Annotated in this window: 19 protein-coding genes; 1 reads left to right on the top strand and 18 read right to left on the bottom strand. The window is 64.8% G+C overall.

All coding sequences use genetic code 11. The features are described from left to right. Positions 1 to 7 precede the first annotated feature (7 nt). From GD970_RS09580 to GD970_RS09495, 18 genes are all read right to left on the bottom strand, one after another. Positions 8 to 1,015, bottom strand: coding sequence for a LacI family DNA-binding transcriptional regulator (locus GD970_RS09580; protein WP_152202660.1), 1,008 nt, complete (start codon positions 1,013 to 1,015; stop codon positions 8 to 10). 11 nt (positions 1,016 to 1,026) lie between these two features. Then, positions 1,027 to 1,929, bottom strand: coding sequence for a sugar phosphate isomerase/epimerase family protein (locus tag GD970_RS09575; protein ID WP_152202659.1), 903 nt, complete (start codon positions 1,927 to 1,929; stop codon positions 1,027 to 1,029). After that, a complete protein-coding gene (locus GD970_RS09570) occupies positions 1,926 to 2,729 on the bottom strand; it encodes an ATP-binding cassette domain-containing protein (RefSeq protein WP_152202658.1) in 804 nt (267 codons plus the stop codon). The genes GD970_RS09575 and GD970_RS09570 overlap by 4 nt, the downstream gene beginning before the upstream one ends. Continuing rightward, positions 2,726 to 3,763 (bottom strand): ABC transporter permease, encoded by a 1,038-nt coding sequence (locus tag GD970_RS09565; protein WP_152202657.1) that lies wholly within the window; start codon positions 3,761 to 3,763, stop codon positions 2,726 to 2,728. The genes GD970_RS09570 and GD970_RS09565 overlap by 4 nt, the downstream gene beginning before the upstream one ends. 10 nt (positions 3,764 to 3,773) lie before the next feature. Then, positions 3,774 to 4,847: a substrate-binding domain-containing protein gene (locus tag GD970_RS09560; RefSeq protein ID WP_152202656.1), complete on the bottom strand. Its 1,074-nt coding sequence runs from the start codon at positions 4,845 to 4,847 to the stop codon at positions 3,774 to 3,776. A 483-nt stretch (positions 4,848 to 5,330) separates the two neighbouring features. Further along, a complete protein-coding gene (gene alr, locus GD970_RS09555; RefSeq protein ID WP_249043186.1) occupies positions 5,331 to 6,428 on the bottom strand; it encodes an alanine racemase in 1,098 nt (365 codons plus the stop codon). A gap of 313 nt (positions 6,429 to 6,741) precedes the next feature. Next, positions 6,742 to 7,356: an SRPBCC family protein gene (locus GD970_RS09550; protein ID WP_170297175.1), complete on the bottom strand. Its 615-nt coding sequence runs from the start codon at positions 7,354 to 7,356 to the stop codon at positions 6,742 to 6,744. Beyond that, a complete protein-coding gene (locus GD970_RS09545; protein ID WP_152202653.1) occupies positions 7,353 to 7,856 on the bottom strand; it encodes a (2Fe-2S)-binding protein in 504 nt (167 codons plus the stop codon). Before GD970_RS09545 ends, GD970_RS09550 begins: the two co-directional genes overlap by 4 nt. Before the next feature lies 1 nt (position 7,857). Continuing rightward, positions 7,858 to 8,706 carry an FAD binding domain-containing protein gene (locus GD970_RS09540; RefSeq protein WP_152202652.1) on the bottom strand — a complete coding sequence of 283 codons (849 nt, stop codon included), beginning with the start codon at positions 8,704 to 8,706 and terminating at the stop codon, positions 7,858 to 7,860. Between the two features lie 545 nt (positions 8,707 to 9,251). Next, positions 9,252 to 11,486: a xanthine dehydrogenase family protein molybdopterin-binding subunit gene (locus tag GD970_RS09535; protein ID WP_170297176.1), complete on the bottom strand. Its 2,235-nt coding sequence runs from the start codon at positions 11,484 to 11,486 to the stop codon at positions 9,252 to 9,254. Between the two features lie 81 nt (positions 11,487 to 11,567). Next, the gene (locus tag GD970_RS09530) at positions 11,568 to 12,719 is read right to left on the bottom strand and encodes a M24 family metallopeptidase (RefSeq protein ID WP_152202650.1); all 1,152 of its coding nucleotides are present in this window, start codon (positions 12,717 to 12,719) and stop codon (positions 11,568 to 11,570) included. Continuing rightward, a complete protein-coding gene (locus tag GD970_RS09525) occupies positions 12,716 to 13,741 on the bottom strand; it encodes an LLM class flavin-dependent oxidoreductase (RefSeq protein WP_152202649.1) in 1,026 nt (341 codons plus the stop codon). The genes GD970_RS09530 and GD970_RS09525 overlap by 4 nt, the downstream gene beginning before the upstream one ends. Before the next feature lie 72 nt (positions 13,742 to 13,813). After that, positions 13,814 to 14,929 (bottom strand): NAD/NADP-dependent octopine/nopaline dehydrogenase family protein, encoded by a 1,116-nt coding sequence (locus GD970_RS09520; protein WP_152202648.1) that lies wholly within the window; start codon positions 14,927 to 14,929, stop codon positions 13,814 to 13,816. Positions 14,930 to 15,047: 118 nt separating this feature from the next. Then, positions 15,048 to 16,205 carry a mandelate racemase/muconate lactonizing enzyme family protein gene (locus tag GD970_RS09515; RefSeq protein ID WP_152202647.1) on the bottom strand — a complete coding sequence of 386 codons (1,158 nt, stop codon included), beginning with the start codon at positions 16,203 to 16,205 and terminating at the stop codon, positions 15,048 to 15,050. Between the two features lie 145 nt (positions 16,206 to 16,350). Then, the gene (locus GD970_RS09510; protein ID WP_226925253.1) at positions 16,351 to 17,700 is read right to left on the bottom strand and encodes an MFS transporter; all 1,350 of its coding nucleotides are present in this window, start codon (positions 17,698 to 17,700) and stop codon (positions 16,351 to 16,353) included. 410 nt (positions 17,701 to 18,110) lie between these two features. Next, positions 18,111 to 19,118, bottom strand: a complete 1,008-nt coding sequence (gene fgd, locus GD970_RS09505; protein WP_152202645.1) for a glucose-6-phosphate dehydrogenase (coenzyme-F420) — start codon at positions 19,116 to 19,118, stop codon at positions 18,111 to 18,113. An 82-nt stretch (positions 19,119 to 19,200) separates the two neighbouring features. Further along, positions 19,201 to 21,909, bottom strand: a complete 2,709-nt coding sequence (gene ppdK / locus GD970_RS09500; protein WP_152202644.1) for a pyruvate, phosphate dikinase — start codon at positions 21,907 to 21,909, stop codon at positions 19,201 to 19,203. A 149-nt stretch (positions 21,910 to 22,058) separates the two neighbouring features. Further along, on the bottom strand, positions 22,059 to 23,279 hold the full coding sequence (locus tag GD970_RS09495; RefSeq protein WP_226925252.1) for an NAD(P)/FAD-dependent oxidoreductase: 1,221 nt from the start codon (positions 23,277 to 23,279) through the stop codon (positions 22,059 to 22,061). Positions 23,280 to 23,413: 134 nt separating this feature from the next. Between GD970_RS09495 and GD970_RS09490 the strand changes: the two genes are divergently transcribed. After that, positions 23,414 to 23,887 (top strand): Lrp/AsnC family transcriptional regulator, encoded by a 474-nt coding sequence (locus tag GD970_RS09490; protein WP_152202643.1) that lies wholly within the window; start codon positions 23,414 to 23,416, stop codon positions 23,885 to 23,887. Positions 23,888 to 23,995 lie beyond the last annotated feature (108 nt).

Genomic DNA, 23,995 nt, shown 5'->3' with positions numbered 1-23,995 from the left:
GAATGAGTCAGGTGATGCGGAGGTCGTCGGGGCACCCGCAGCTGCCTCGACGGATCAGGGCGACGGGCAGGACGACCCGCCTGGGCTTCACGTCCGAGTCGACCATCGCCATGAGGAGGCCGACCGCCTCCTGCGCGATCCGGGCAAAAGGCTGGCCGATCGTGGAGAGTCCGGGCGCAGTGAAGGCGGCTTCCGGGATTCCGTCGAACGAGACGAGGGCGAGATCCTCAGGTACGCGCAAGCCCGCGTCCGCCGCTGCGCGGAGCACGCCGATCGCGAGTTCATCCGCAATGGTAAAGACAGCGGACGGGCGGTCGTCCGTAGCGAGGATCTCGCGGGCGGCGGCATACGCAGCGCTTCGGGCGAAACGGACGGAACTCGTCTGACGGACTCTGACATCGTCCCGTCCGGCCACAACTTCGAGCGCGCCCTCCATGCGCTCGTCGGACTCGGCGGACGGGCCAACCATAACCGTGATATCGCGGTGGCCGTGTTCGAGGAGGTGTGCCATTGCCTCGCGTCCGCCAGCCCGATTGTCCACCTCTATCGCGCTGTGCTGGTTGCCCACCGGCGACCGGTCCACGAACACGGAGGGCAGTCCCGACTCGTCGAGGAGATCGATGATGTCGGGCGAGCGGCTAGAGCTGACGATGAGAATTCCGTCGACCCGTCCATTTAGGAAGGTACTGAGGTAGGCGAGTTCCCGAGCGGGATCCTCCGCGGAGTTGCCGAGCAGCAGCGTCATCCCGTGGCTATGCGCAGCCTCCTCGATGGCGCGCGCAAGCTCCGCGAAGTAGGGGTTGCTGCTGTCGGGCACCACGATCCCGAGTACCGCCGTGCGCTGTAGCTTCAGCGCGCGGGCGAGGCCGTTCGGGCGGTACCCGAGCTCGCGCACCGCAGCCATCACCTTCGCCCGCGCCTCCTCGGAGACGACCCGCGGTCCACCGTTCATAACGTAGCTAACGACGGCAGTGCTCACCCCAGCGCGACGTGCGACGTCGTTTCGATTGACCATCGGAGCCCTTCTTACTGAAACCGGACGGCGGACGCGCCCTCGATCTGCGTCTGCATGAAGGTCCGGGCGTGGCGCGCCAGGTCGTCCGAGTCCCGCCACAGGTCCCGCCAGATCGCGAGCGTGTTCGACAGCACCGGATCCACGACGGTCGACGAGAAAGACTCGAACGTAATCGGCCCGGCATAGCCCGAGTTCGCCAGTGCCGCGAAGAAGCTGCGGAAGTCGATGCTGCCCGACCCGAGGTAACCGCGGTGGCTCTCCCCGACGTGTACATAGCCCAGACGATCGCCGCATACAGCGATCGGGGAGGCCATGTCCGGCTCCTCAATATTCATGTGGTAGGTGTCGAGGTGAACATAGACGTTTTCGCGGTCGACAACGCTGAGGAAGTCCATCGCCTGCCGCGCCGTGTTCAGGAGGTTCGACTCGTAGCGGTTGACGACCTCAAGACCGAGCCGAATGTCCGAGGCGGCGCCCGTGTCCGCGAGGCGCTGGATACTCTCCACGCTGTTCGCGTACGACCGCCGGGACGCGGGCCCCGGGTGCTTGCTCATGCTCCCGTAGATCACCCCACACAGGTAGTCGCCGCCGAGGTCCCGGACCACCGCGGCCGCCCGGTGCAGCAGGTCCTCGCCGCGCCGCCGTATCTCCTCGTCCTCACTGGAGATGTCCGTCGCGGGCGAGAGCCCGAGCGAGGCGACCATCGACAGCCCGTGCCGGTCCAGTGATCTCCTCGTCGCCTCGACGTCGATCGCATAGGGATCGAGCAACGCCAGTTCGATGAGGTCATAGCCCGCCGCAGCCGTTCGTCGGATCGCATCATCGGCCGTCTCCGGCGTCCACTCACCGGTCCACACGAGGGCGTGGATACCGTAGCGGTGGGAGGTCGACGCGACCAGGGACTCATGTGTCATGGACGAGCTTCTTTCAATTGAGCGTCTACGGCGGGACCGGGCGCCGGGGCAGCGCCCGTCATGATCGCGACCGCCTCCGCCGGCGAATGTGACTCGGGCGAGATCGTGGCGATCCTCCGCCCAAGCCGCTGGATGTGGATCCGGTCGGCGACTTGGAACACATTGGGCATGTTGTGGCTGATGAGGATGACGCCCAGGCCCGCGTCGCGCAGACCGGTCACCACATCGAGCACCTGTGCCGTCTCCCGCACGCCGAGCGCAGCCGTCGGCTCATCGAGCACGACGATGCGGCTGCCGAACGCGATGGCCCGGGCGATAGCTACCGCCTGTCGCTGGCCGCCGGACAGCGTCTCCACGACCTGGGTGATGTCCTGGAGGGTGCGGACGCCGAGTTTCGACACGTTCTCGGCCGCCAGTTGGCGCATCCGCTTGTAGTCGAGCATCCGGAGGACCCCGCCGAGCGGACTCCGGCGCCGAATCTCACGGCCGAGAAACATGTTGGAGGCGATGTCGAGGTCGGGCGCGAGCGAGAGCGTTTGGTAGACGGTCTCAATGCCCGCGGCGTGAGCGTCCTGGGGGCGGCGGAAGGAGACCTCGCGCCCCGCGACCTCGATGGTCCCGACGTCCGGGACCTCAGCACCGGTCAGGCATTTAATGAGAGTCGATTTCCCGGCACCGTTGTCGCCGATCACGGCGAGGATCTCGCCTGCATTCAGATCCAGGTCCACGCCGTCGAGGGCGACGACCGCACCGTAGGTCTTGACCAACCCCCGCGCGCGCAGGATCGGCTCGGCGGTCATCCCTTCACCCCCGCCCGGCGGATCCACTGGTCGAGGGCAACCGCGACGAGGATCAGGATGCCGATCGCGAGCGTCTGGTACAGCACGTCTACGCGGGCGAGGGAGAGGCCGTTGCGGAAGACCGCGACGGTGATCGCCCCAAGGAACGTGCCGAGCAGTGTCCCTCGGCCGCCGAAGAGACTCGTACCGCCGATCACGACCGCGGTGATGGAGTCGAGGTTGACGTCAACGGCCGCGCTGGTGGTGGCGGCATTGTTGCGGCCGATGAGGATCCATGCGGACAGGGTCACGAGGAAGCCCGCGACCGCGTACACGCTCATCAGTACCCGCCGGGTGTTGATCCCGGACAGCCGGGCGGCGACAGGGTCGCTGCCGACCGCATACACGTGCCGGCCCCATCCGGTTTGATGCAGCACGAATCCCATCCCTAGGTACATGAGCAGCATGAGGATCACGCCAATCGTGAAGTTGAACGGCCCGACGCTGAACGCCGCCGCCGTCCAGAGGAGGAATCCGCCGAGCTTCTCGCCCTGGATCGCGACGCCGTTGCTCATGAGAAGCGCGAGAGCCACGAAGATGCTCAGGGTGCCGAGCGTTGTGATGAACGGTGGGAGCCGGAGCACTGAGACGAGCACGCCGTTCAGGACACCTGCGAGGACGCCGACCAGGATGCCGATCGCGAAGGCGATGGGCCCTGGCAGGCCAGCGAGGCCCACCAGGGATCCCATCACCATCGAGACGAGGATCATCAGCGCACCGACAGAGAGGTCGATGCCGCCAGTCAGGATGACCAGCGTCTGGGCGACCGCAAGCGAGCCGACCACCGCGACCTGCTGAAGGATCAGCGAGATGTTGCCCGGGCTGAGGAATCGATCGTTCGCCAACTGGAACGCGAACATCGCGATGAGCAGCACAATCAACGGGCTGATTTCAGGATGCAGGTGCAGCACCCGATGCACCCTCTGGAGCGGGGTTAGCGGGCGCGTCTTGAAGGCCTCGGCCGCAGATAGTTCGATGGTGTTTGTAGTCGCCATTATCAGAACCTCAGGAGGTGCAGGCGTTCATCGCGTCAGCGCCTGTGACGCTCTTCAGGCCGTCGATGGGCTGGTCGGTGACGAGCTCAACGCCAGTATCGATGAACCCGTCGGCGTTGTCCGTCTTCGGCTTAGTGCCCGTGCGCACGTATTCGACGGCCGCCTTGACGCCTTCGGCGCCCATCTTGCCCGGGAACTGCTGCGAGGCTGCGCCGAACTTGCCGTCGATGATCGTGTTGATGTCCTCGCACGCGCCGTTGATTGACGTCAGGAGGGCGTCGACGTTCGCCGCCTTCAATGCCTGATAAGCGCCCAATCCCGGGGCCGTGTTCGACGTGTAGACGAGGTTGATGTTCGGGTTGAGCGAAAGGCACTTCTCCATCGCCGTGCGACCGCCGTCCTGGGCGCCGTCACTGTGCTCGTGGCACGCGATTTCATACTCGCCACCCGAGTAAGTGCCGGTCTCCGCCTCGTCGCCGATCTTCTCCGGGTCGCCTAGGGCGATGCCCATGCCGTCGAGGAAGCCCTGGTCGCGCTGGTAGTCAACCGAAACGACCTTGTCCGCAAACAGATCAATCATCGCGATGACTGCCTTCTGGCCATCGAGCGCGCCCGCCGCCCACTTCCCGATGGCCTGGCCAGCGGCGAAGTTGTCGGTGGCGTAGGTCGCGGTCGCAAGGTTCGCCGGGCTGAACGGTGTGTCCAGGGCGAGCACCAGGACCCCGGCATCCTGCGCCTTCTTGATCGCGTCGTTAACCGCGGGGCCGTTGTTCGCAATGAGGATCGCGTCGTCGCCACGAGCGGTGGCGTTTTCGATTGCCTGAATTTGACCGTCGCTGTCGCTCTGATCCTTGCCAGCCGCCACAGTGATCTCGACGTTCTGGCTCTCGGCCTCCTTCTTCGCGCCGTCAATCATGGCGACCCAGAAGGGGTCGCTGGGGTCCTTCGTGATGATGCTCACGTGGATCGTGTCCCCGCTCGCTGATCCTGACTGACCCGAGCAACCGGAGAGCAGCAGGCCCATACCGGCGAACGTCGCCGCAGCCGCCATCAGGGGCCCACGGCGTGAGAGGTTTCGATGCATCCCAACTCCTTTGGTGAGTGACGCCGTACTCGGCGTGTGCGCCGAGCTATCTACAGCAGTAGCTACAGCAGTAGATTGTCACCACCCCGCAAGTCATGTCAACAACAGCAAAGCCAAATCCTCGAACGGACGACGAGAGCGGTAGCGGCCATGGGGATATGCGATGAGCGCGCTCAGGGCTCCCCGAGATTCCCCTAGCCGCGCCGGAACCCCACGATGTCAGCGGACATGCCAACCTCCCTGTCGGCGGACATGACGTCTCCCTGCTGACGGACAGCTGATCTCCCTGTCCGTGTCCGTGGGGCTGTGTTCGTGCGGTCCCGAGCTGGTAGCACCGTCACGGAACCGCAGACCCGTCGTCGACGACGGCGCCCCTCTTACCTCTTACGCACCCGCGGTCACAGGCCAGCAAGCGACCTACAACAGCTAACCGAGGGGGTAACTTACGATCAGCGCGGAGGTGCAAGACTCAACGTTTTTGGCTTAGCCGCGATAGACGCGGGGAACGCGCGATCCGATGCGGCTGACGATCTCGTAGTGGATCGTTCCAGTGCGCTCCGCCCATTCACCGGCCGTAGGCTCACCGTGACTTCCGGAACCGAAGAGGACCGCCCCACAAGGGGCTTCCGGCGGGTCCTGTCCTAGGTCAACGACAACCTGATCCATGCAGACCCGGCCGACTATCGGGCGGCGCCGTCCAGCTACTAGCACCTCACCATTGTTGCTGGCCGCGCGCGGGACACCGTCGGCGTAGCCGAGCGGCACTATCCCGAGGTGTGTCCGACGCTTTAGCACGTGGGTATGACCGTAAGAGACGCCGGCCGACGCCGGTGCGGTCTTGATACTTGTCAGGGTCGCTTCCAGGGTCATAGCAGGCCGCAGCGCCACTGCTGGATCGATGCCGAGCAGGGGGTTAAGGCCGTAGATCGCGATACCGGCCCGCACCATGTCGAGGCGGGCCTCGGGCGTGGCAAGCGCAGCGGCAGAGTTGGCGGCGTGCACCACCTCAGGACGCAGGCCGCTACGCGCGGCTAGCTCGCGGACGGCCTTGAGCTCGCGAAGTTGTGCGACGGTGGCGGAATGGCCTGGTTCGTCGGCGCGGGCAAGATGGGTGTAGATCCCCCGGACCCATATCGCCCCGGTCTGCTCCTCCGCGTGGGCCGCTGTCATCATCGCCGGCCACTGCTCGCGGGTGGCACCACCGCGCCACATCCCTGTCTCGATTTTCAAGTGCACGGGCACGGTGCGGCCGGCGGCTCGGGCCGCCGCGGCCGTTGCCGCGAGCTGATCGACAGTATGCACACCGAGTTCAAGCCCCTCGCTAGCGGCACGGGCGTAGTCCTCGGTGGGGCTGGTCAGCCAAACCATGATCGGGGCGGTGATGCCGGCAGCCCGAAGGGCGAACCCCTCGGGCAGGGTCGCCGCCCCGAGCTGATCCGCACCTGCGTCCAAGGCTGCCCGCGCGACCGGGACAAGGCCGTGGCCGTACGCGTCCGCCTTGACCACAGCCATGAGGCGGGCCGGGTGGACGTGGCGCTTGAGCACACGGACGTTGGCCGCGATCGCGCCCAGGTCGACCACGGCCCGTGTCAGGGGTGGGGCGGGAGCACTCATCGCAATGGCTCGAACGCCACCAGCGGAGCTGGCTGCCGGCCTGAAAAGACAGGTTGCCCGCCGGTCGCGGAGACCCGCTTCGGCCCGGTGTGGTAAGCGGTGAATGGGCCGACCATACCGGCCCCTACAACCGTGACGCGCTGAGGTGTGAGTTCGGTGGACAAGCGACCCAAGACCTCCCCGGAAAGGGCGTTGCGGCCGTGCACCGTCGTCGGTGGGCCGGTTGCTGCAGCGCCTGGGGTGTGAGGAGCAGGTTGAGGCGCCATTCGCGACGGGGCGGTCATCTGCGGGCGCGGGAGGATGCCATGGACCGATAGACGAGCGTGCCGACTAGGACAACGGCGAGGACGCCGGCCACCGCGATGGCGGCCTGCTTCTTCGGGATCAACGACAGGGCGTTCAACGAGTCCGTGGAGGCGGCGCCATTGTCTACTTGCTCGCCGCGGTAGTACGCCTCCAGCCGTCTGGCGAAGTTTGACAGCAGTGTGTGGGCGACGTCTTCGAGCATGCCGCGGCCGAATTGGGCAGCGCGACCGGAAACGTCGACGTCGGCCTCCAACGTCAGTACCGATGACGGCCCTTCTGCAACGCGGGGCCGTTGGACGGCTAGTGCGATACGTGCCGAGACGCTGCCGCCCCCACTCTTGTCCGAGGCGGCGATGTCGATGACGGCCTTGTGCTCGCCCTCGTCCTTCGCCACGAAAACGACGTCGCCGTCGTACTCGAAGCGGATGGGCCCGAGGGAGATGGTGACGGAACCCCGTCCGCCGTTCTCGGTTGGGGCACCGAGCTGGGCGCCAGGGAAGCAGGTGGCCAGCACGGCCAGGTCCGTCACACCGGCCCAGGCCTCGTCGACGGACACCTCAAGCGGGACCTCGAAACGGAAATGCATCATCGTCCTCCACAACCGGCATCGCAGCTGCCGCACGGCGACACTTGCTGCATAGCCTGTTTGATAAATGTGTAACCGGTGCATCGGCAGATATTGGCTGCCAGTCGTGTCTCCACGGACTCTTCCTCGGCCTGGTGTGTTAACAACCCGCTCTCGATGAGCAGGACGAAGCCTGGGGTGCAGAATCCGCACTGGAACGCGTCCTGATCGTCGAAGGCCTCCTGCACTGGATGCATCTGTTCGGCGCCGGTGTCTGCCGCCAGTCCCTCGACGGTGACGATCGACGATCTTTCCAGCGTGGCGGCGAAGGTCAGGCAAGACCGTACCGGCATCCCGTCGACTAGCACTGTGCAGGACCCGCAGATGCCGTGTTCGCACCCGACGTGAACGCCGGTCATTCCGAGGTCCTCACGGAGGACGTCAGAGAGGAGTTTGCGTACCGGCACCTGGCGGGAATAGGTGATCCCGTTGACCGACAGTTCGATCGTCATCTCGGTCGACATATCAGATCCTTCCCGCCGAGCCGAGGGCCTCCTGGAGCACCGACTTCACGACCGTACCTTCCGGGCGGGCTAACTCGGCGCTGGCTGCGGCGAAGTAGTCCTCCACCGCGCCGGCCACTGACTCTTGGTCTGCTCGGGTCCCAGTCAGGTGCTCCATGAGATCACTCCATCGGCACGGGAAGGAGCGGAGGTTCATGGACACGATGACGGGCGCAATCATGCGGTCCTCCGCGTCCGTGCGGTACGTCAGGAGCACGGCAGCGTCTGCGTAGTCCCCCTGTCTGTCTGCAACCTGGCTGTAACCAAAATTTGTCTCGGACCAGAGGCGCCGGTCGAACCTGATCTCGACGATCACTTCGTCTTCGCGCGCCTCGGTGTCCATATACCCACGGAAGAAGGTGTGTACCGGGACGACCCGGGACCCACTCGTGGACGCGACGACGATCTCGGCACCGAGGGCCAGGCATAGCGCAGGAAACTCGGCGGATGGGTCAGCTTGGGCGATCGCCCCGCCCACTGTCCCTTTGTTCCGGATTGGTTCAGAGGCGATGTTGCTTAGCACCTCCTTGAACAGCCGAGGCAGCGAGCCGGCTGTCGAGGCAGCAATGACGTCGCTGTAGGTAACACCGGAGCCAAGGCGGACTTGGCCATCGGTGATGGTGATGGTTTTAAGCTCGGTGACGTTGGACAGGGCGATGATCTCGGTCGGCTGTGCGACTCGGAAGTTCATCAGGGCCACGAGGCTCTGCCCGCCGGCCAGAAGCGTCCCTTGCCCCTGGAGCTTGGCCTTGGCTTGCAACGCCTCGGTCAACGATCGGGGGGTGTGCAGGTTAAACTTCGCTGGCTTCACTTGCTCACGCTCCCCAGACGTTGGATCTTTCGGGTTATCGCCGTTTTAGGCGTATATAGTGACGTCGCGAAACGTCCGGCGAGCGTCCCGGATGTGGTTGCGTACGCCAAGAGCACATCCCGCAGTTGGGACTCAACGAGTTTCTTCGTGCAGGTGGGACAGACCCCGGGCGTGGAGTATCCACAGAGCATGCCCGTCACGCTCACGGGCTCGTGCGAATCCCGTGCGAAGCCGACGGTGCAGCGGCCTTCAACTCTGGTGTGCAGGGGGACCCAGAGCACGCAGATAGGCACGGTCAATGAGCATCGTGGGAGGTCGAGCACAGGCGCCCTTGTGTGGAGCGCCACCTGGTCTCTCCGGCCGCCGTGTGCGCACTCCAGGGCTGCCGTGATAGTACGGCCGCCGATGTGCCCGACCGCGTGTCTGGAGGTGAGTAGCGCCAGCGGCTCGGTGCTGTCGCTGGCTAACTCTGCGGCGCGGATAAGCGCACGCTGGAGAGTCTTGTCGCGGATCTGTGTCGACACGCTCACGTCGAAGTACACCTATCAGGCCGTTTCTACGCTCGATGGGACCGGGAGATTTTCAAGTAACCATTCCCTCCGGACCGGGAGGGTGTCGCAAGGCACGCCTAGGGCGTCACTCACCGCGTTCGCAATAGTCGGGCCCGGTGCCAGCATTCCGGCCTCACCCGACCCCTTGACCTCGTCCGCGTCGATCGAACCATCGGTCGTGAAGGGCAGATGAACGATGTCCGGCAGTTCCGCGGCAGTGAGAAGACCATAGTTGACGAAACTTGGGTTATTGATCTGCCCTGTGGAGTCGTAGAGGATCTCTTCGTGCAGGGCACCAGAGATCGCCTGGGCTACCGCACCGCGCACCTGCCCCTCTACCACCTTCGGGTCGATTCGGATGCCACACTCATCCGCGACCGTGTAGCGAAGGATCCGCAGTGCCGCGGTGCGACGGTGGATCGCCAGAAGACAGCCGTGCGCACCGCTGGGGTGCACCGGCGCCTTGGGGTCCACCCGGGAAAACCCAATTCGGTATTTCTCCTCCAGCAGCCGCGCTGTGTGAGCGCGGGAAAGACGTACCGGCTCGTCTTGCTCGTCTTGTCCGATGACCACGCTTAGGTCGCGGCGTACCTCTACGGCATCCTTGTCGACGTTGTAGGCATTGCAGGCACCGACGGTGATGGAGTCGACGAGGTCGGTGTAGGCCTGCCGTACCCCGGTGTGGGTGATGACCGCGCTGCGGCTGGCGAACGTACCGTTACCGGACAGCGGTGCCTGGCCGGTGTCGACGTTCGGAAGCCGGATCTCGGCGGGCTCCATTCCGGTGAGAGCGTGAAGGATTTGCCCCGTTGCCGCATACACCCCTTGCCCCATCGAGGGCAGCGTCGTTTGCAGGCTGAGGGATCCGTCCTCGGTCAGCCGCAGCTCGAACTCATCGAAGCCGGCGAGCCCCACCATGCCACGCTTCTTGAATACCGCGGAGCCGCTGGCGACGTACTCGATGTAGACGCCGAATCCCTGCCCCACCAACCACTCGCCATCGAGTGTGCGCTCACACTCCGCCCGGTGGGTGGCAATGTCCTCCGTGACCCGTGCCAACGCAGTCTCGAAGTCGAAATTGTTGTATTTCTGCCCCGTCAGGCTTTTGTAAGGGCTTTGCGCAGCGTGGATGAGGTTCTGCCTGCGCACCTCCACGCTGTCGCACCGAAGGGTGGTGGCGACGTGCTCGACGAGCCGCTCGTGGACGAGTGTCGCGACCGGGAGACCTACGCCCCTGTAAGCGCCCAACGGTGCTTTGTTGGTCGCAACGGCTCGCACACGGTAGCTGTAGAAGTCGAGGTCGTAGGGTCCGGGGACCATCGCCGGGGTGCCGAGCGGCTCCAGGAGGTGGCCGTGCGCATACACGCCATAGGCACCCATGTCGACAACGATGTCGGCGTGTACGCCGCGGATGCGCCCTTCGTTGTCGACGACCGCACTGGCCGTGATGTGCTGGTCGCGGGAGTGGCAGGCCGCCGAAAGATTCTCGACACGGTCCTCGATCCATCGGAGGTTGGCCTTTAGCCGATAGGCGAGCACGGCGACGATGAGCTCTTCGGGGTAGGCGTGCGCCTTGAGCCCGAAGCCCCCGCCGATGTCCGGTACGCGCACCACGACCCGCGAAGGGGAGAGGCCAGTGTGCGCGGCGACGAGGTCGCGGAGCATGTGCGGGCTCTGAGTCGAGCACCAGATCGTGACACCATCATCGCTGCCACACGCGACAACTCCCCGGGTCTCGAGGGGAACGGCCGTCACCCGCCCCGACCTAAGCGTTGTGGTGACCGTCCGGAAGTCATCGTTGGGGTAGGAGAAGGTCTCGTCACCTGCACGGAAGTTCTCCTCGAAGAGGACGTTGGTGCCAAAGGAGGTGTGGACAAGCAGATCGTTCTCCGCCGCCGCCCGGATGGGATCTGTGACGGGTGGGACTGGCTGTGAGGTGTAGGAAACCTCGTTGATCAAATCCTCGGCAAGGTACTCGTCATCGGCGAGAACCACAGCAATCGGTTCGCCAACGAAACGATGCTCGTCGCGCGCGAGTACGGGTCGGGGCGGGTTTAGCACACCGTCCCGACTGATGGGGACAACGATGTCGTCGAGTTCAAGACTGTCCGCAGTGTAGAAGAGAGCACCTGTATTACCGAGGCTCGCTGGACGGGAGACGGACAGTTTCGTACCGCGCGCCCCCTCCGCACGCTTGAATTTCACGTGCCGGAGATTCTCGAACCTCATGTCCCCCAGGTACGCCCCCCGGCCACGCACAAACTTTCTTCCGTCCTGCGTCATAACCGCTCTCCCGCCGCGCCATCGTGCCTATCGGACAACGCAGTACTCCTTGCCGTAGCCCTCGGTGAGGTTGACCAGTCCGGAGTCGCTCACCTCGTAGACGTTCTCGATGTGCAGACCCACGCCATCGTGCTCGGTCACCGGCTCCAACGCGAGTACCATCCCCGGCTCGATAAGTTCCGTGGACCCTGGCGCGATGAAGGGCGCCTCGTGCAGGCCTAGCCCGAGCCCGTGGCCGAGGAACTTCATCGCCGGCTCTAGACCGCGCGAGGCTAGCAAGCGGACGTAGTAAGCCCACACGGCGTCCCCCGTCATCCCGGGTTCGATGTGTGCTCCGAGTTGGGCGAGCATGTCTTCGGCCTGAGACCACTGGTAGACGAGCCCTGGCTCAGCGGAGCCGATGCTGAAAGTGCGACCAGTGTCCGAGAGGTACCCGTCGAAGACGGGGAAAAGGTCAATCTTGATGGGTTGTCCCTCCCCCACCTCTATGTCCTGGGGGGTGGGATTGGCCAGGCGAGAGCGGCGGCCGGCCGCGACCTGGATGGTCTTGTACCCGTCCGCGCCCGCGCTGAAGAGGTGGCCGACCAGGAAGGAAGCGATGTCCCGCTCGGTGAAGGTGGCATCGACCGTGTCGTAAAGCGCCTTCTGAGCGGTGACCGCAGAGTTCGCGGCCCGTCTCATGAGTGAGATTTCGGGGGCCGTCTTGATTGCCCGTGCGGCGTCGAGAACGTGCAGCGCGGGCCGCATCGTCCCGTGTACGTCGGCCAAGATCTCTCGCAGCCGGTCAGCGACCTGGACGGTGACGCTGTCTTCTTCGATACCCATCCGGCCGCCGCCGATACCGGTGTCGTCGATGACCCACCGCAAGACGTCGGTGAGATCGTCCGAAAACTCGTCGTATCCGAAGACGTCAACGCCTTGCGTGCTGGACTCAATCTCGGGCACCTCGCTCCTGCTCGCGACGAGCGAGCAGCGACCATCGGCACCGAGGAACGCCAGAAACGTGCGGTGGCGCATGTCTAGCTCCTGAGACTGGATCAGGTGTCCGGTGAGGTACCGAATGTTCTCCTTGCTCTGGACGACAAGGACGTCAAGCCCCTCCTGGGCCATACGCTCTGTGAGCCGGTCGACGACGGGTCTGCGGTCCGTGACGGTGCTCTGAGTCCGGATGCGGGTCATCGCGCAGCGGCCCCTATCTGAGGTCGGGGAAGGGCGGGCAATACGTCCTTCACAAGCCGTTCCGCCGTGCTCAGTGTCTCCTGCAGCGTCGAGGTGCCGACAACGTTGATCGACGTCGCCCCGTTCTCGATGGCGTGGGACAGGATTCCTGCAACGCGCGACGCGGCTCCCGCGACGACGACCGCTGCCCGGTCGTCGTCAGTCAGCTGGTCGGCGGCCGCTCCGATATCATCCGCAGTGCGCGCTCGTCCGAGTAGTTCAATTGATCGCTCGGACACCCCTGCCAGACGCATGGCGCTCGCCGGTCCGGCCTGGATCATGCGCGCGATCCACACTTTGTGCGTCTCGTACACTGCGGACGGGTCATCGGTGATGGACACGACCTGCCACAGTCCCATGTCGAAGTCATCCACGGATACGTCAGTCTCGCGCGCGGCGAGGCCAGCTCTCACTTGCGCGACGGCGTCGGCGAAGGAGGTGCCCGCGGCGCGCGACTCGATGAGCACCCCGTTGGCCTGGCGCCCGGCCAGCCGGAGGGTTCTCGGCCCGCGGGCACCGACGTAGACCGGCGGTCTATTTTCACCGAACCCGCCCAGCTTCACCTCAGGAAGGTCGGGACCGAACCGGGTGGTCTCACCGGCCAGGAGAGCGTTCACCGTGGACAGGCCCGAGGACAGCGCGGCGAGTGGCTTGTCTGGTTGCAGCCCCAGGGGCTGAAGGACGTTCTTGACGTTCCCCGTGCCCATTCCGAAAAGGAGGCGCTCGCCGAGCAGCCGCCCGAGCGTGGCCGCGCTTCGGGCCAGATTCATCGGATGCCGAAGCAGCGGGCTGGTGATGCCAATCCCAATCTTCAGGGTTGACGTTGCTAAGCCAGCGTGTGCCGCGAGGATGAATGGGTCATCCAGGAAGTCCTGGTCCGGGATCCACAGCCGGTCCACACCCAGCGCCTCGAGTTCCCGGACCATCTCAAGGTAGTCCTCGGACGGGGTCGCGTGAACGTGACAAACACCTATGGAAATCATATTTCCCTCTTTGATCGATATGGCGAGCAAGACGGTGCAGGTGCTGCGCGCGCTCTTCTAGCTGCGCATCAGTTAGATGGGTGTGGCCTGGCGGACGCCGTTGATGAGGAACTCGCGCAGGTCATCGGGACCGCCGAGTGTGGGCGCGAGGGCGAACAGCGCCTGGGCGTCTGCCCGGTAATCGGTTCCCATCATCGAAGCCGCGATAGTGATCTGGCTGGAGATCACCGGCGTGCTGACGCCCGCCAGCGCACCCAGGTGCTCCCACGTCACCAGGCTGTGCCCAATGTCTTCGAGCACGTAGCGGTGCTCGAGACTTGGTGGGCTGCGGAAGGTGCGGTTGGCGTCACTCGCCTGCATAGCGACGTAGGCGCTACCTGTGGCCGCCGCTTCGGTGGTGGTGTACCCGGCCGCGGCGAAGAGGTCGACGAAAGGCGACGTTTCTATGTCGTACACCGCGCAGACGCGGCGGCGTTCGATGTCAGTGTCGTCGATCACCCGACCCACGGCCGGGGTGGTCCCATCGATGTAGAAGTAGAAATCACCCTTGGTCGACTCGATCCGACCGGCGTTCAGGATGACTTGCGCGGGGTGCTCGATCGGGTTGAGGTTGAGGAGCGCTGGGTACAACACGCTCTCGCCGAAAGAGGCCGTGGGATAAAGACGGTGGATCAGCTCACGCACCTCCGGAGAACGCGAGCCCGGGAAGACGCCCGCCGGCACGCCGTCGACGAGGTTCGACACGTACACGCAGCCCTTCTCGCGAACGCGGGCGGCATAACCCAGCGTCGAGAACTCTGCCACGGGGACGACAACGCCGGGCCGGTGGGCGTGCATAGCGTTGCGCAGGCGGACTGAGCCGAACGTCCCGCCGGGGTTGAGCAGGATGACGCTATTGGGTGTGACGACGTCGGCGAGCCGTCTGCCGTAGTCGTCGAGTTCCGTGGACGGGACGCACGCGACGATGAGGTCCGCGCCCGTTGTGGCATCCCGCAGATCGGTACCGACATAGGACAGTTCGACCCTGCCGGCTCCTAGGACGCCGTCGTAGGTGAGGATGCGGCTGTCTGCAAAGGTAGCGATACGTGACGGCGAGCGGCTGAAGAGCCGGACGTCGAACCCGGACGTCGCGGCGTGCACGGCCGTTGCAAGACCACCGTTGCCCGCACCAAGGACTGCAATTTTCACCGGTTCACTTTCTGTCAGCTGCTAGGGAGGATGGGCAGCGGCCTACGTGCGAGGCCGACGAACGTGGGTGTGTGGGGCCTGGCAATGCTCTGTCCGCAGCAGCCAGGTTTCCGGAGCCTTAGCTCGAATATTTACGCACCTTGTCGGTGTCGACCTCAATACCGAGCCCGGGTTCGGATGGGACGGTAAGGCAGCCGTCCGCGTATCTGAACGCCTGTGTGACGATGTCGTCCATGTAGTATCTGCCGGCGACCTTCGTCGTCGCCGCGCCCTCAGGCGCAGTGAGCGGAAGGACTGAGGGCAGGTTCGCGGCCGGCAGTACGGCTGCGAGGTGCAGGTTTGCGGCGTTTCCAATGCCGAACTCCACCGACCCGCCGATGTCGCAGGACAGGCCCATGGCCTCCGCGAATCGTCCCGAGGTAACGGCCTTCATGAGCCCACCGGCCTTCGTGACATAAAGTGAGAAGTAGTCGATCGCTCCCGCGTGATTAAGTCGAGCCACGTCGCTCACCGACCAGGCGGACTCGTCCGCCATCACGCCGACGTTTACACGGCTCCTCAACTCCGCAAGGCCGGTGTCGCTGGCCAGCGGTTGCTCGCAGATCGAGATGCCGAACTCCTCCTGCTCGCGCGTAACTCTCACCGCAGTGGCGACGTCCGGGTAGCCCTCATTCCCGTCCACTCGGAGGTCAACATCCTCGCCGAGCTCGGCGCGCAGCCCACGGACGATGCCGACGTCGTCCGCGTAGTTGCGTGCCGTCTTGATCTTCAGGGAGGTAATGCCCTCCCGGACAGCGGCGACGCCCTCTTCAATGGCGGCATCCTGAGCCATAATGCCGATCGAGTGACAGGCCCGAACGTTCTGGCGCACCGCGCCGCCGAGCAGGGTATGGACGGGGACGCCCAGCGCCTTGCCCGCAGCGTCATAGCACGCCATCTCGACCGCGGCCTTCGCGTAGGTATTTCCCTTGACCGCGCTGTCCATCGTTCGGTGGAGGCGAACTATGTTGTCGACCGGCTCTCCGAGCATGCGAGGGGCAAGGTAGTCATCGATGAGGTTCCGGGTGGCGTCGACGGTGCTGCCGTCGTACCTCCCGCCGACCCCACCCCATGTCGCCATGGGGGTGGTCTCACCCCACCCGACGATGCCATCGGAGGTCCTGATCTCCACTAGCAGGTGCGTCCCAATCGGATCACCCACGCTCGACGCCCACTCGTGCTTGCGACGCGTCGGCAGCGTGACTTTGTGGGTATTTATGGTCTCGATCTTTGACAAAACCGCTGCCCTCCGATGTTGATGTCCGATTCAGACTGTGGATGAAAACTGCTCGCCCGCACCGCTACAATACTTCTACGAACATTCTTGTCTGGACTACAGGATTGCTTCTCTGGTCACTTTGAAGTGGCGTGTTCTTAGGTCACTACCCAGCAGACCCTTGCACCACTGAAGCTGCCGCGACCTGTCGCCTAGCTTTGACCTTCTGCCGCTGCAGGATTCCGGCTGCGATGGCCGAGACAAAGCAGGACAACGTCATGTAGGCGACGATCGACCAGGATGAACCGGTGGCATTGAGGAGATTGAGTGCGATCATCGGGGCGATGGCACTACTGATCACGGTCCCAAACTGATAGCCAGCGGACAGGGCGGTGTAGCCGATCGTCGTCTCGAACGTCGTCGCGAAGAAGACAGCCATCGACCCGTAGACCGCAGCGTAAGGAATGCTGATAAGAACGTAGCCGGCGCCAGCGACCCAGTGGTTACCCGTCTCCAGTCCTGCCATCCAGGGCACCGCCATCAGCCCCATGAAGACGCAGCCGACGATGAACACTTTGTGGTAGGGAATCCGGTCGCCGAGCTTACCGAATATGAGCATGGCGATGAACGCGGCGATCTGGCCGACGACAACGAGAGTCAGCACCGCTTCCGTCGAGTAACTGAGCTCGACCTTTCCGAAACTCATGCTGAAGACGGCGACGATGTAGACAGTGACGCCAGCACCAACGTACGCCAGGCTCACGAGTGCCATGCGCAATTTGGCTTCCTTGAGGACAGCCCTGATCGGGCTGGTCTTCAGGGCCTTCTCTTCTTGCGCCGCCTCGAACTCCGGACTTTCCGCGATCTGTGTACGGATGTAGAGACCCACTGCTACGAGGATGAAACTGACGAGGAACGGGACGCGCCAGGCCCACGCCGAACCCGAGGTTTCATAGATGGTGATGAGGAAGACGGTGTTGCACAGAATCAGTCCCGCAGGGGATCCAGCCTGAACCCAACTGCCGTAGAACGACTTCTTCTTCTCGTCGGCGTGCTCGACCGCCATGAGCACCGCCCCGCCATACTCACCGCCGACCGAAATCCCTTGCAAGATTCGCAGCGTTACGAGCACTATCGGGGCCGCAAGGCCGATGGAGTCGTACGAGGGCAGGAGACCGATGACGCCCGTCGAGAGACCCATCATTAGGAGGGTTATGACGAGGACCGGCTTGCGGCCGAACTTGTCGCCCAGGTATCCGAAGATGAGTCCACCGAGAGGGCGGGCGACGAACGCGACACCGAAGGACGCGAAGGCCAAGAGTCTCGAGACGAACGGGTCGTCGGTGGGAAAGAAGACATCGCCGAAGACAAGAGCGCTGGCAGTGCCGTATAGGAAGAAGTCGTACCACTCGATCGTGCTACCGATCGATCCTGCAAGCGCGGCACGCCGTGCCGTGAAGGAACGTCGCGGTCGTGGGTCACGCACTGGAGACGAAGTGTTCATTGTCTTGACCACCTGGAGGCTGAGGGATGAAATGAGCGCACACCGCTCTGGACCACATCTTTGAGGTCGACCTGACTCACACCGACGTGAGTTGGATCACTTCCCCACACTACGGTTACGTCGACTATACAGTCAAGCATTTGAAGGGCGTGTTCGTTCGAGCCTCCCTCTATTTGCTGTCCCCATGCGAGAAAGAGCGCACAGGAGGTCGTTCTCACTATTTGGTCGGCTGTGATCTGCTTCTCGTATGCATCCTGGTCTGGCGTGTTTCAGTCTCATTCGGGAACACACCTCCGACCATCTGACTGTTGCCGGGTGGATACGGCAAATGTGCACAGCGGCGTTCTCCGGTCGAGGCACTGCAGCGCCGCGAGGATGAGATGACCAATCCAGCCGTCTGACTTCACCGACGAGCCATGAGGTCAAGCACTTACCTCAACTCGGCGGAGACGGGGAATTACCTCCTGCCCGTAGAGCTCGATGAACCGTGCCTGGTCCGGGCCCGGGGCGTGGAAGACGAGGTGACGAAAGCCGAGGTCGATATACCGCTGGATCCGCTCGACGTGCTCGTCGGGGTCGCTGGAGACGATCCACCGCGATGCGGCCCGCTCCAGGGGCAGGGCGTCGGACAGCCGCTGCATCTCGATGGGATCTTCGACTCCAGTCTTCTCTTCGGGGGAGAGAGCGAGTGCGGCCCAGTGGCGCGTGTCCTCCAGCGCACGCCGCCGGTCAGGGTCGAAGGAAACCTTGACCTCCAACAACAAGTCCAGGTCCTCTAGGGTGCGTCCGGAACGCTCGACACCCTGCCGCAGCGCGGGCATGAGCATGTCGGTGTAGAGCTCGGGTGCCTTGCCGGACGTCGTGATGAAACCATCGCCGTGGCTGCCAGCAAAGCGAGTGGCGACGGGACCAGAGGCTCCGATGTAGATGGGCACCGGCCGGTCTGGGCGGTCATAGATCGTCGCCTTGTCGGTCCGGTAGTAGGTGCCCTCGAAGGTCACCCGCTCGCCGACCCACAGCTCGCGGATGAGGCTTACCGCCTCACGGAGCCGCGCCAGGCGTTCCTTGCCCGGCGGCCACTCCAAGCCGAGGGCACCCTCGTTGAGCGACTCCCCCGTGCCGACTCCGAGGATGATCCGGCCGGGGTACAGGCACCCGAGCGTCGCGAATGCCTGCGCGATGACGGCAGGGTGGTAGCGGAACGTGGGGGTCAGCACTGAGGTCCCGAGCACGATCCGCTCTGTGCGCGCACCGACCGCCCCGAGCCACGGCAGGGAAGCTGGAGCGTGCCCGCCATCGTGCCGCCACGGCTGGAAGTGATCGGAGATGAACGCGGACTCGAAACCAGCCTTCTCCGCAAGCACCACGTAGTCGGCCAGCTCCTTCGGGCCGAACTGTTCCGATGAGGCCTTATACCCGAATTTGAGCAATGTTCTCTCCTCATAGTTCCTGTCAGATGCAACAACATGGCCGTCTAGTGGCGTGCGGCTTGGGCAAACTGGGGAATGGGGGTCAGGCGGTGGCGTCCTCCCCGGCCGTGACGGCGGCGCGGCCGGCCTCGAGGCGCGCGATCGGGACGCGGAACGGGGAGCAGGAGACGTAGTCGAGCCCGGCGTTGTGGAAGAAGTGGATGGACTCGGGGTCGCCGCCGTGCTCGCCGCACACGCCCAGGTGCAGCTGCGGCTCGGTGGAACGCCCACCGGTGGCGCCTGCGACGACCAGGGCACCGACGCCGTCGGCGTCGAGGGTCTCGAACGGGGAGATGGTGAGCACCCCGTTCTCGAGGTAGTCGGCGAAGAATGCGCCCTCGACGTCGTCGCGGGAGAAGCCCCAGGTGGTCTGGGTCAGGTCGTTGGTGCCGAAGGAGAAGAAGTCTGCCTCCTCGGCGATGCGGTGGGCGGTCAGCGCCGCCCGGGGCAGCTCGATCATGCACCCGATGGGCAGGTCCAGGACCGTTCCGGCCGCCCGGCCGACCTCGGCCAGGATGTCCTCGGCCTCCTCGCGGACGATCTGCAGCTCCCGGACCGACCCGACGAGGGGGACCATGATCTCCGGGCGCGGGTCCTTCCCAGCCTGCCGCAGTTGCACGGTGGCCTCGGCGATCGCGCGGATCTGCAGGGCGAACAGGCCAGGCACCTTCAGCCCGAGCCGCACCCCGCGCAGGCCGAGCATGGGGTTCTGCTCGTGCATGCGGTGCACGGCGGCGAGCAGCTTCTCCTCCCGCTCGGCCGGCTCGCCCTTGTCCCTGGCCAGCGCAACCTTCACGGCGAGGTCGGTCAGGTCCGGGAGGAACTCGTGTAGCGGCGGGTCGATGAGCCGGATGGTGGTGGGCAGGCCGTCCATGGCCTCGAGTAGGTCGACGAAGTCCTGCCGCTGCAGCGGCAGCAGTTCGGCCAGCGCCGCCTCCCGGGCCTGCTCCCCCTCGGCCAGGACCAGATGCTCGATGTACTCGCGCCGGTCGCCGAGGAACTGGTGCTCGGTGCGGCACAGCCCCACCCCCTGCGCGCCGCGCTCACGCGCTCGGCGCCCATCCTCGGCAGTGTCGGCGTTGGCGCGCACCTGCATCCGCCGCACCCGGTCGGCGTGGGTCAGGATCCGGTCCACGGCGAGCACCAGCTCGCGCATCGCCTCGGTCTCGCATCCGTCCAGCCCGGCGTCCAGACCGGCGGAGATGTAGCGCATCACCGGGGAGTCGACCACCGGCACATCGCCGAGGAACACCTCCCCGGTGGACCCGTCCAGGGCGATGACGTCGCCCGGGCGCAGCACTTGACCGTCCACCCGGACCTCCTGGGCGGCGACTTCAACGTCGAGCTCCTCGGCACCGACCACCGCGGTCGTGCCCATGCCGCGGGCGACGACCGCGGCATGGGAGGTCTTCCCACCCCGGGAGGTCAGCACCCCGGCGGCGACCATCATGCCCTGCAGGTCGTCCGGGTTGGTCTCCCGGCGCACCAGGATCACGTTCGCGCCCGCGTTCGACCGCTCCAGGGCCTGGGCGTTGTCCAGGACGATCTCCCCGACGGCGGCCCCCGGGGAGGCCCCCATGGCCTTGGTGAGGAGCTTGCGGTCAGCCTGGCCGTCGAACTGCGGGAACAGCAGCTGGGACAGCTGGGCCCCGGTGACCCGGGAGATCGCCTCGTCCATGGTGATGAGGTTCTCGTCCACCAGCTGGGTCGCCACCCGGAACGCCGCCCCCGCGGTGCGCTTGCCCACCCGGGTCTGCAGCAGCCACAACTTGCCCCGCTCGATCGTGAACTCGATGTCGCACAGGTCCCGGTAGTGCGTCTCCAGACGCCGCATCGCCTGCATCAGCTCGTCGTAGGACTTCGCGTCCAGCGTCTCCAGCTCAGCCAGCGTCAACGTGTTGCGGATGCCGGCGACCACGTCCTCGCCCTGGGCGTTGGGCAGGTAGTCCCCGTACACCCCGGAGTGCCCAGTCGAGGGGTCGCGGGTGAACGCCACCCCCGTCCCGGACGTCTCGCCTAGGTTGCCGAAGACCATTGCCTGAACGTTGACGGCAGTCCCCAGATCGTTCGGGATGCGCTCGCGACGCCGGTAGAGCCGGGCCCGCTCGGTGTTCCACGAGTCGAAGACCGCCTCGATCGCCATGTCCAGCTGCTGCCGCGGGTGCTGGGGGAAGTCCTCACCGGTCTGGTCGCGCACGATCCGCTTGAACTCGGCGACCAGGTCCTTGAGGTCGTCGGCCGACAGGTCGACGTCCGACTCTGCTCTGACTTCCTTCTTCTTCTCCTCCAGCGCCCCCGCGAACAGCCCGCCGTCGATGCCCAGCACCGTCTTGCCGAACATCTGGATCAGCCGCCGGTACGAGTCCCACGCGAACCGCAGGTCGCCGGAGAACTCCGCCAGCCCCTGCACCGACGCGTCGTTCAGCCCCACGTTCAGGACCGTGTCCATCATCCCTGGCATCGAGAACTTCGCCCCCGAGCGCACTGACAGCAGGAGGGGGTCATGGAAGTTGCCCAGCTGACGACCCATCTCGTCCTCCATCCGACGCATCGCGGTGGTGACCTCCACCCGCAGCTCCGGCGGGACCAACCCGCGCCGCATGTAAGCCCGGCACGCCTCCGTGGTGATCGTGAAGCCCGGCGGGACCGGCAGGCCGATCTTGTTCATTTCCGCCAGGTTCGCCCCCTTACCACCCAGCAGGTCCTTCAGGTCCTTGTTGCCTTCGCTGAACCGGTAGACGAACTTGGCCACTTTATAGTCTCCTTAGAAAGTGCATCAGCGAGCCCCGGGGCGAACGCGAGGCCCACAACTCTCGGTGCCGATGCTGAAGTCGATGCGGATTAAGCGGCGCAAGGCGGCCGGACATGCTAGCAAAATGAGGCCCGATTTCCGGTTCACATCTACCTCAACGGGTCAAACGGCGCGATTGCAGGGTCAGTCTTTCCCGTGACGACCTTTTCGGCTAATAGCTTTCCGGTGGCAGGCCCAAGAACGATCCCCCACATGCCGTGCCCACCAGCAACGTAGACCCCCGGTGCGCGGGTTTCCCCGACCAATGGGAGCCCGTCCGGAGTAACCGGCCGCGAGCCGACCCATTCGTCCTGACGCTCTTCAAAGTTGATACCTGTCAGCAGCGTACGAGCTTGATTGATTACGGCCTCGATGCGGCGTGGTTGCAGCGGCTCATCAGGGCGGCGAAACTCCATCGTTCCTGCGATCCGGAACCGGCCCTGGTATGGGGTACACGCAATACGTTGGAACGGTAAGTACACCGGATGCCGCGCTGGGTCTTCGGTTTGCACCGTAAACGAATAGCCGCGCCCAGCCTGGACTTGAACCCCAACCCCCAGCGGGCGAGCGAGTCGTGGCATCCAGGCCCCCGTGGCGATCACGACCGAGTCCGCCTCCATCTGCGCACCGTCAATCAGCGTCACCGTGGGCCGACGCCCAGAGCCCACCCTGCGCGCCTCAACCCCCGGGAGGATCTTCCCGCCCCGGGCGATGACAGCATCCGCAAGCGCTTCAACATAGGGCGCCGGCTCGATGAACCGCTGCCCATCAAGCCGGTAAGCAAATGCCACAGCTTCTGAGAGTTGAGGGGCGAGGTCACGCGGTTGGTATAAGCGCTCGAACGGCACATCCTGGCCGTGGCGGATGACCCCCTCAATTTCTCGTACGAACCCCTCGGCATGTGCCTGCTCAGTAAAGCCAATGACGAACGGCCCCTTCCGCGTCCAGGCGTTCACGCCACCGGCGGCCAGTTCGTCGAAACAGTCCAGTGCGATCTTGTCGATCGGGGTGAGCGCGGCCATGGTGCGATTCCACGCCCGCATGGTGCCGTGAGACGCGAACCTCGCGAGAAAAAGCCACAAACCAGCATCCACGCGGAACGGCACATGCAGCGCGGCATCCGGATCCAACAGTGCCCTCGGGGCATACGACCACAGACTTGGATCGGCAAGCGGAATCGCCTTGCCTGGCGTCAGCCAGCCTGCATTACCCCATGACGAACCCGCCGCGACGCCGGTGCGGTCAAGGACGGTGACTTCAACCCCGTACTCCTGCAGGTGCCATGCGGTCGCCAGTCCTACCATCCCCGCGCCGATGACGATCGATCGCACCTTCGACCCCCTCTTTGGTCGCCGACAATGGGACGAGTATGCAGAATCACGCAGTTCATGGGAGCAGATGTGAGGATCCTCCCGAGTTTGGCTACACTTCGAAGGAACCTTCGGCACGCAGAGGGGCGGCTTATATGTCGGGGCAAGGATCCTCGAACCCGCATGGCCTGGACGACATCGATCGGGCCATCCTGAGTCAACTTGAGGGGAATGGCCGGATGCCGAACAGCGAACTAGCGGCGCGCGTCGGGGTCGCCGAATCCACCTCTCACAAGCGTGTTCGCGCGCTCGTCTCATCCGGAGCCATCCGCGGCTTCTACGCTGACGTTGACCCCGCAGCGGTAGGCCTCCAACTCGAAGCCCTTATTGCGATCCGGTTGCACGCCCATGCCCGCGGCAACTTGCGACCGTTCCAGGCGTACCTGGAACAGCTGCCCGCAACTAGGCACGTCTACTTCGTCGCCGGGGACCGCGACTTCCTACTGCACGTTGCCGTGCGCGATGCCGCCGCATTGCGCGATCTCGTCAGCGACACCCTGAGTATTCGTGAAGAGGTCGCTGCCACCAATACGAGCCTCATCTTCGACCACGCCCCGGGCTTGCATTAGAGTAGATTCCCTGGAGCAGCCTCCTACCATTAGATGGCGGATCACTCAGCCTCAATCCACCGATGGGCCGGGGCTGTGGGTAGGCGCGGGAAAGCGAGGATGCCCTCC

This window comes from Georgenia thermotolerans (assembly GCF_009193185.1).
In the GTDB taxonomy this organism is placed as follows: Bacteria; Actinomycetota; Actinomycetes; order Actinomycetales; family Actinomycetaceae; genus Georgenia; species Georgenia thermotolerans.
Note: the sequence above shows the minus strand (reverse complement) of the source record. Positions and strands in the feature narration are given on the sequence as shown.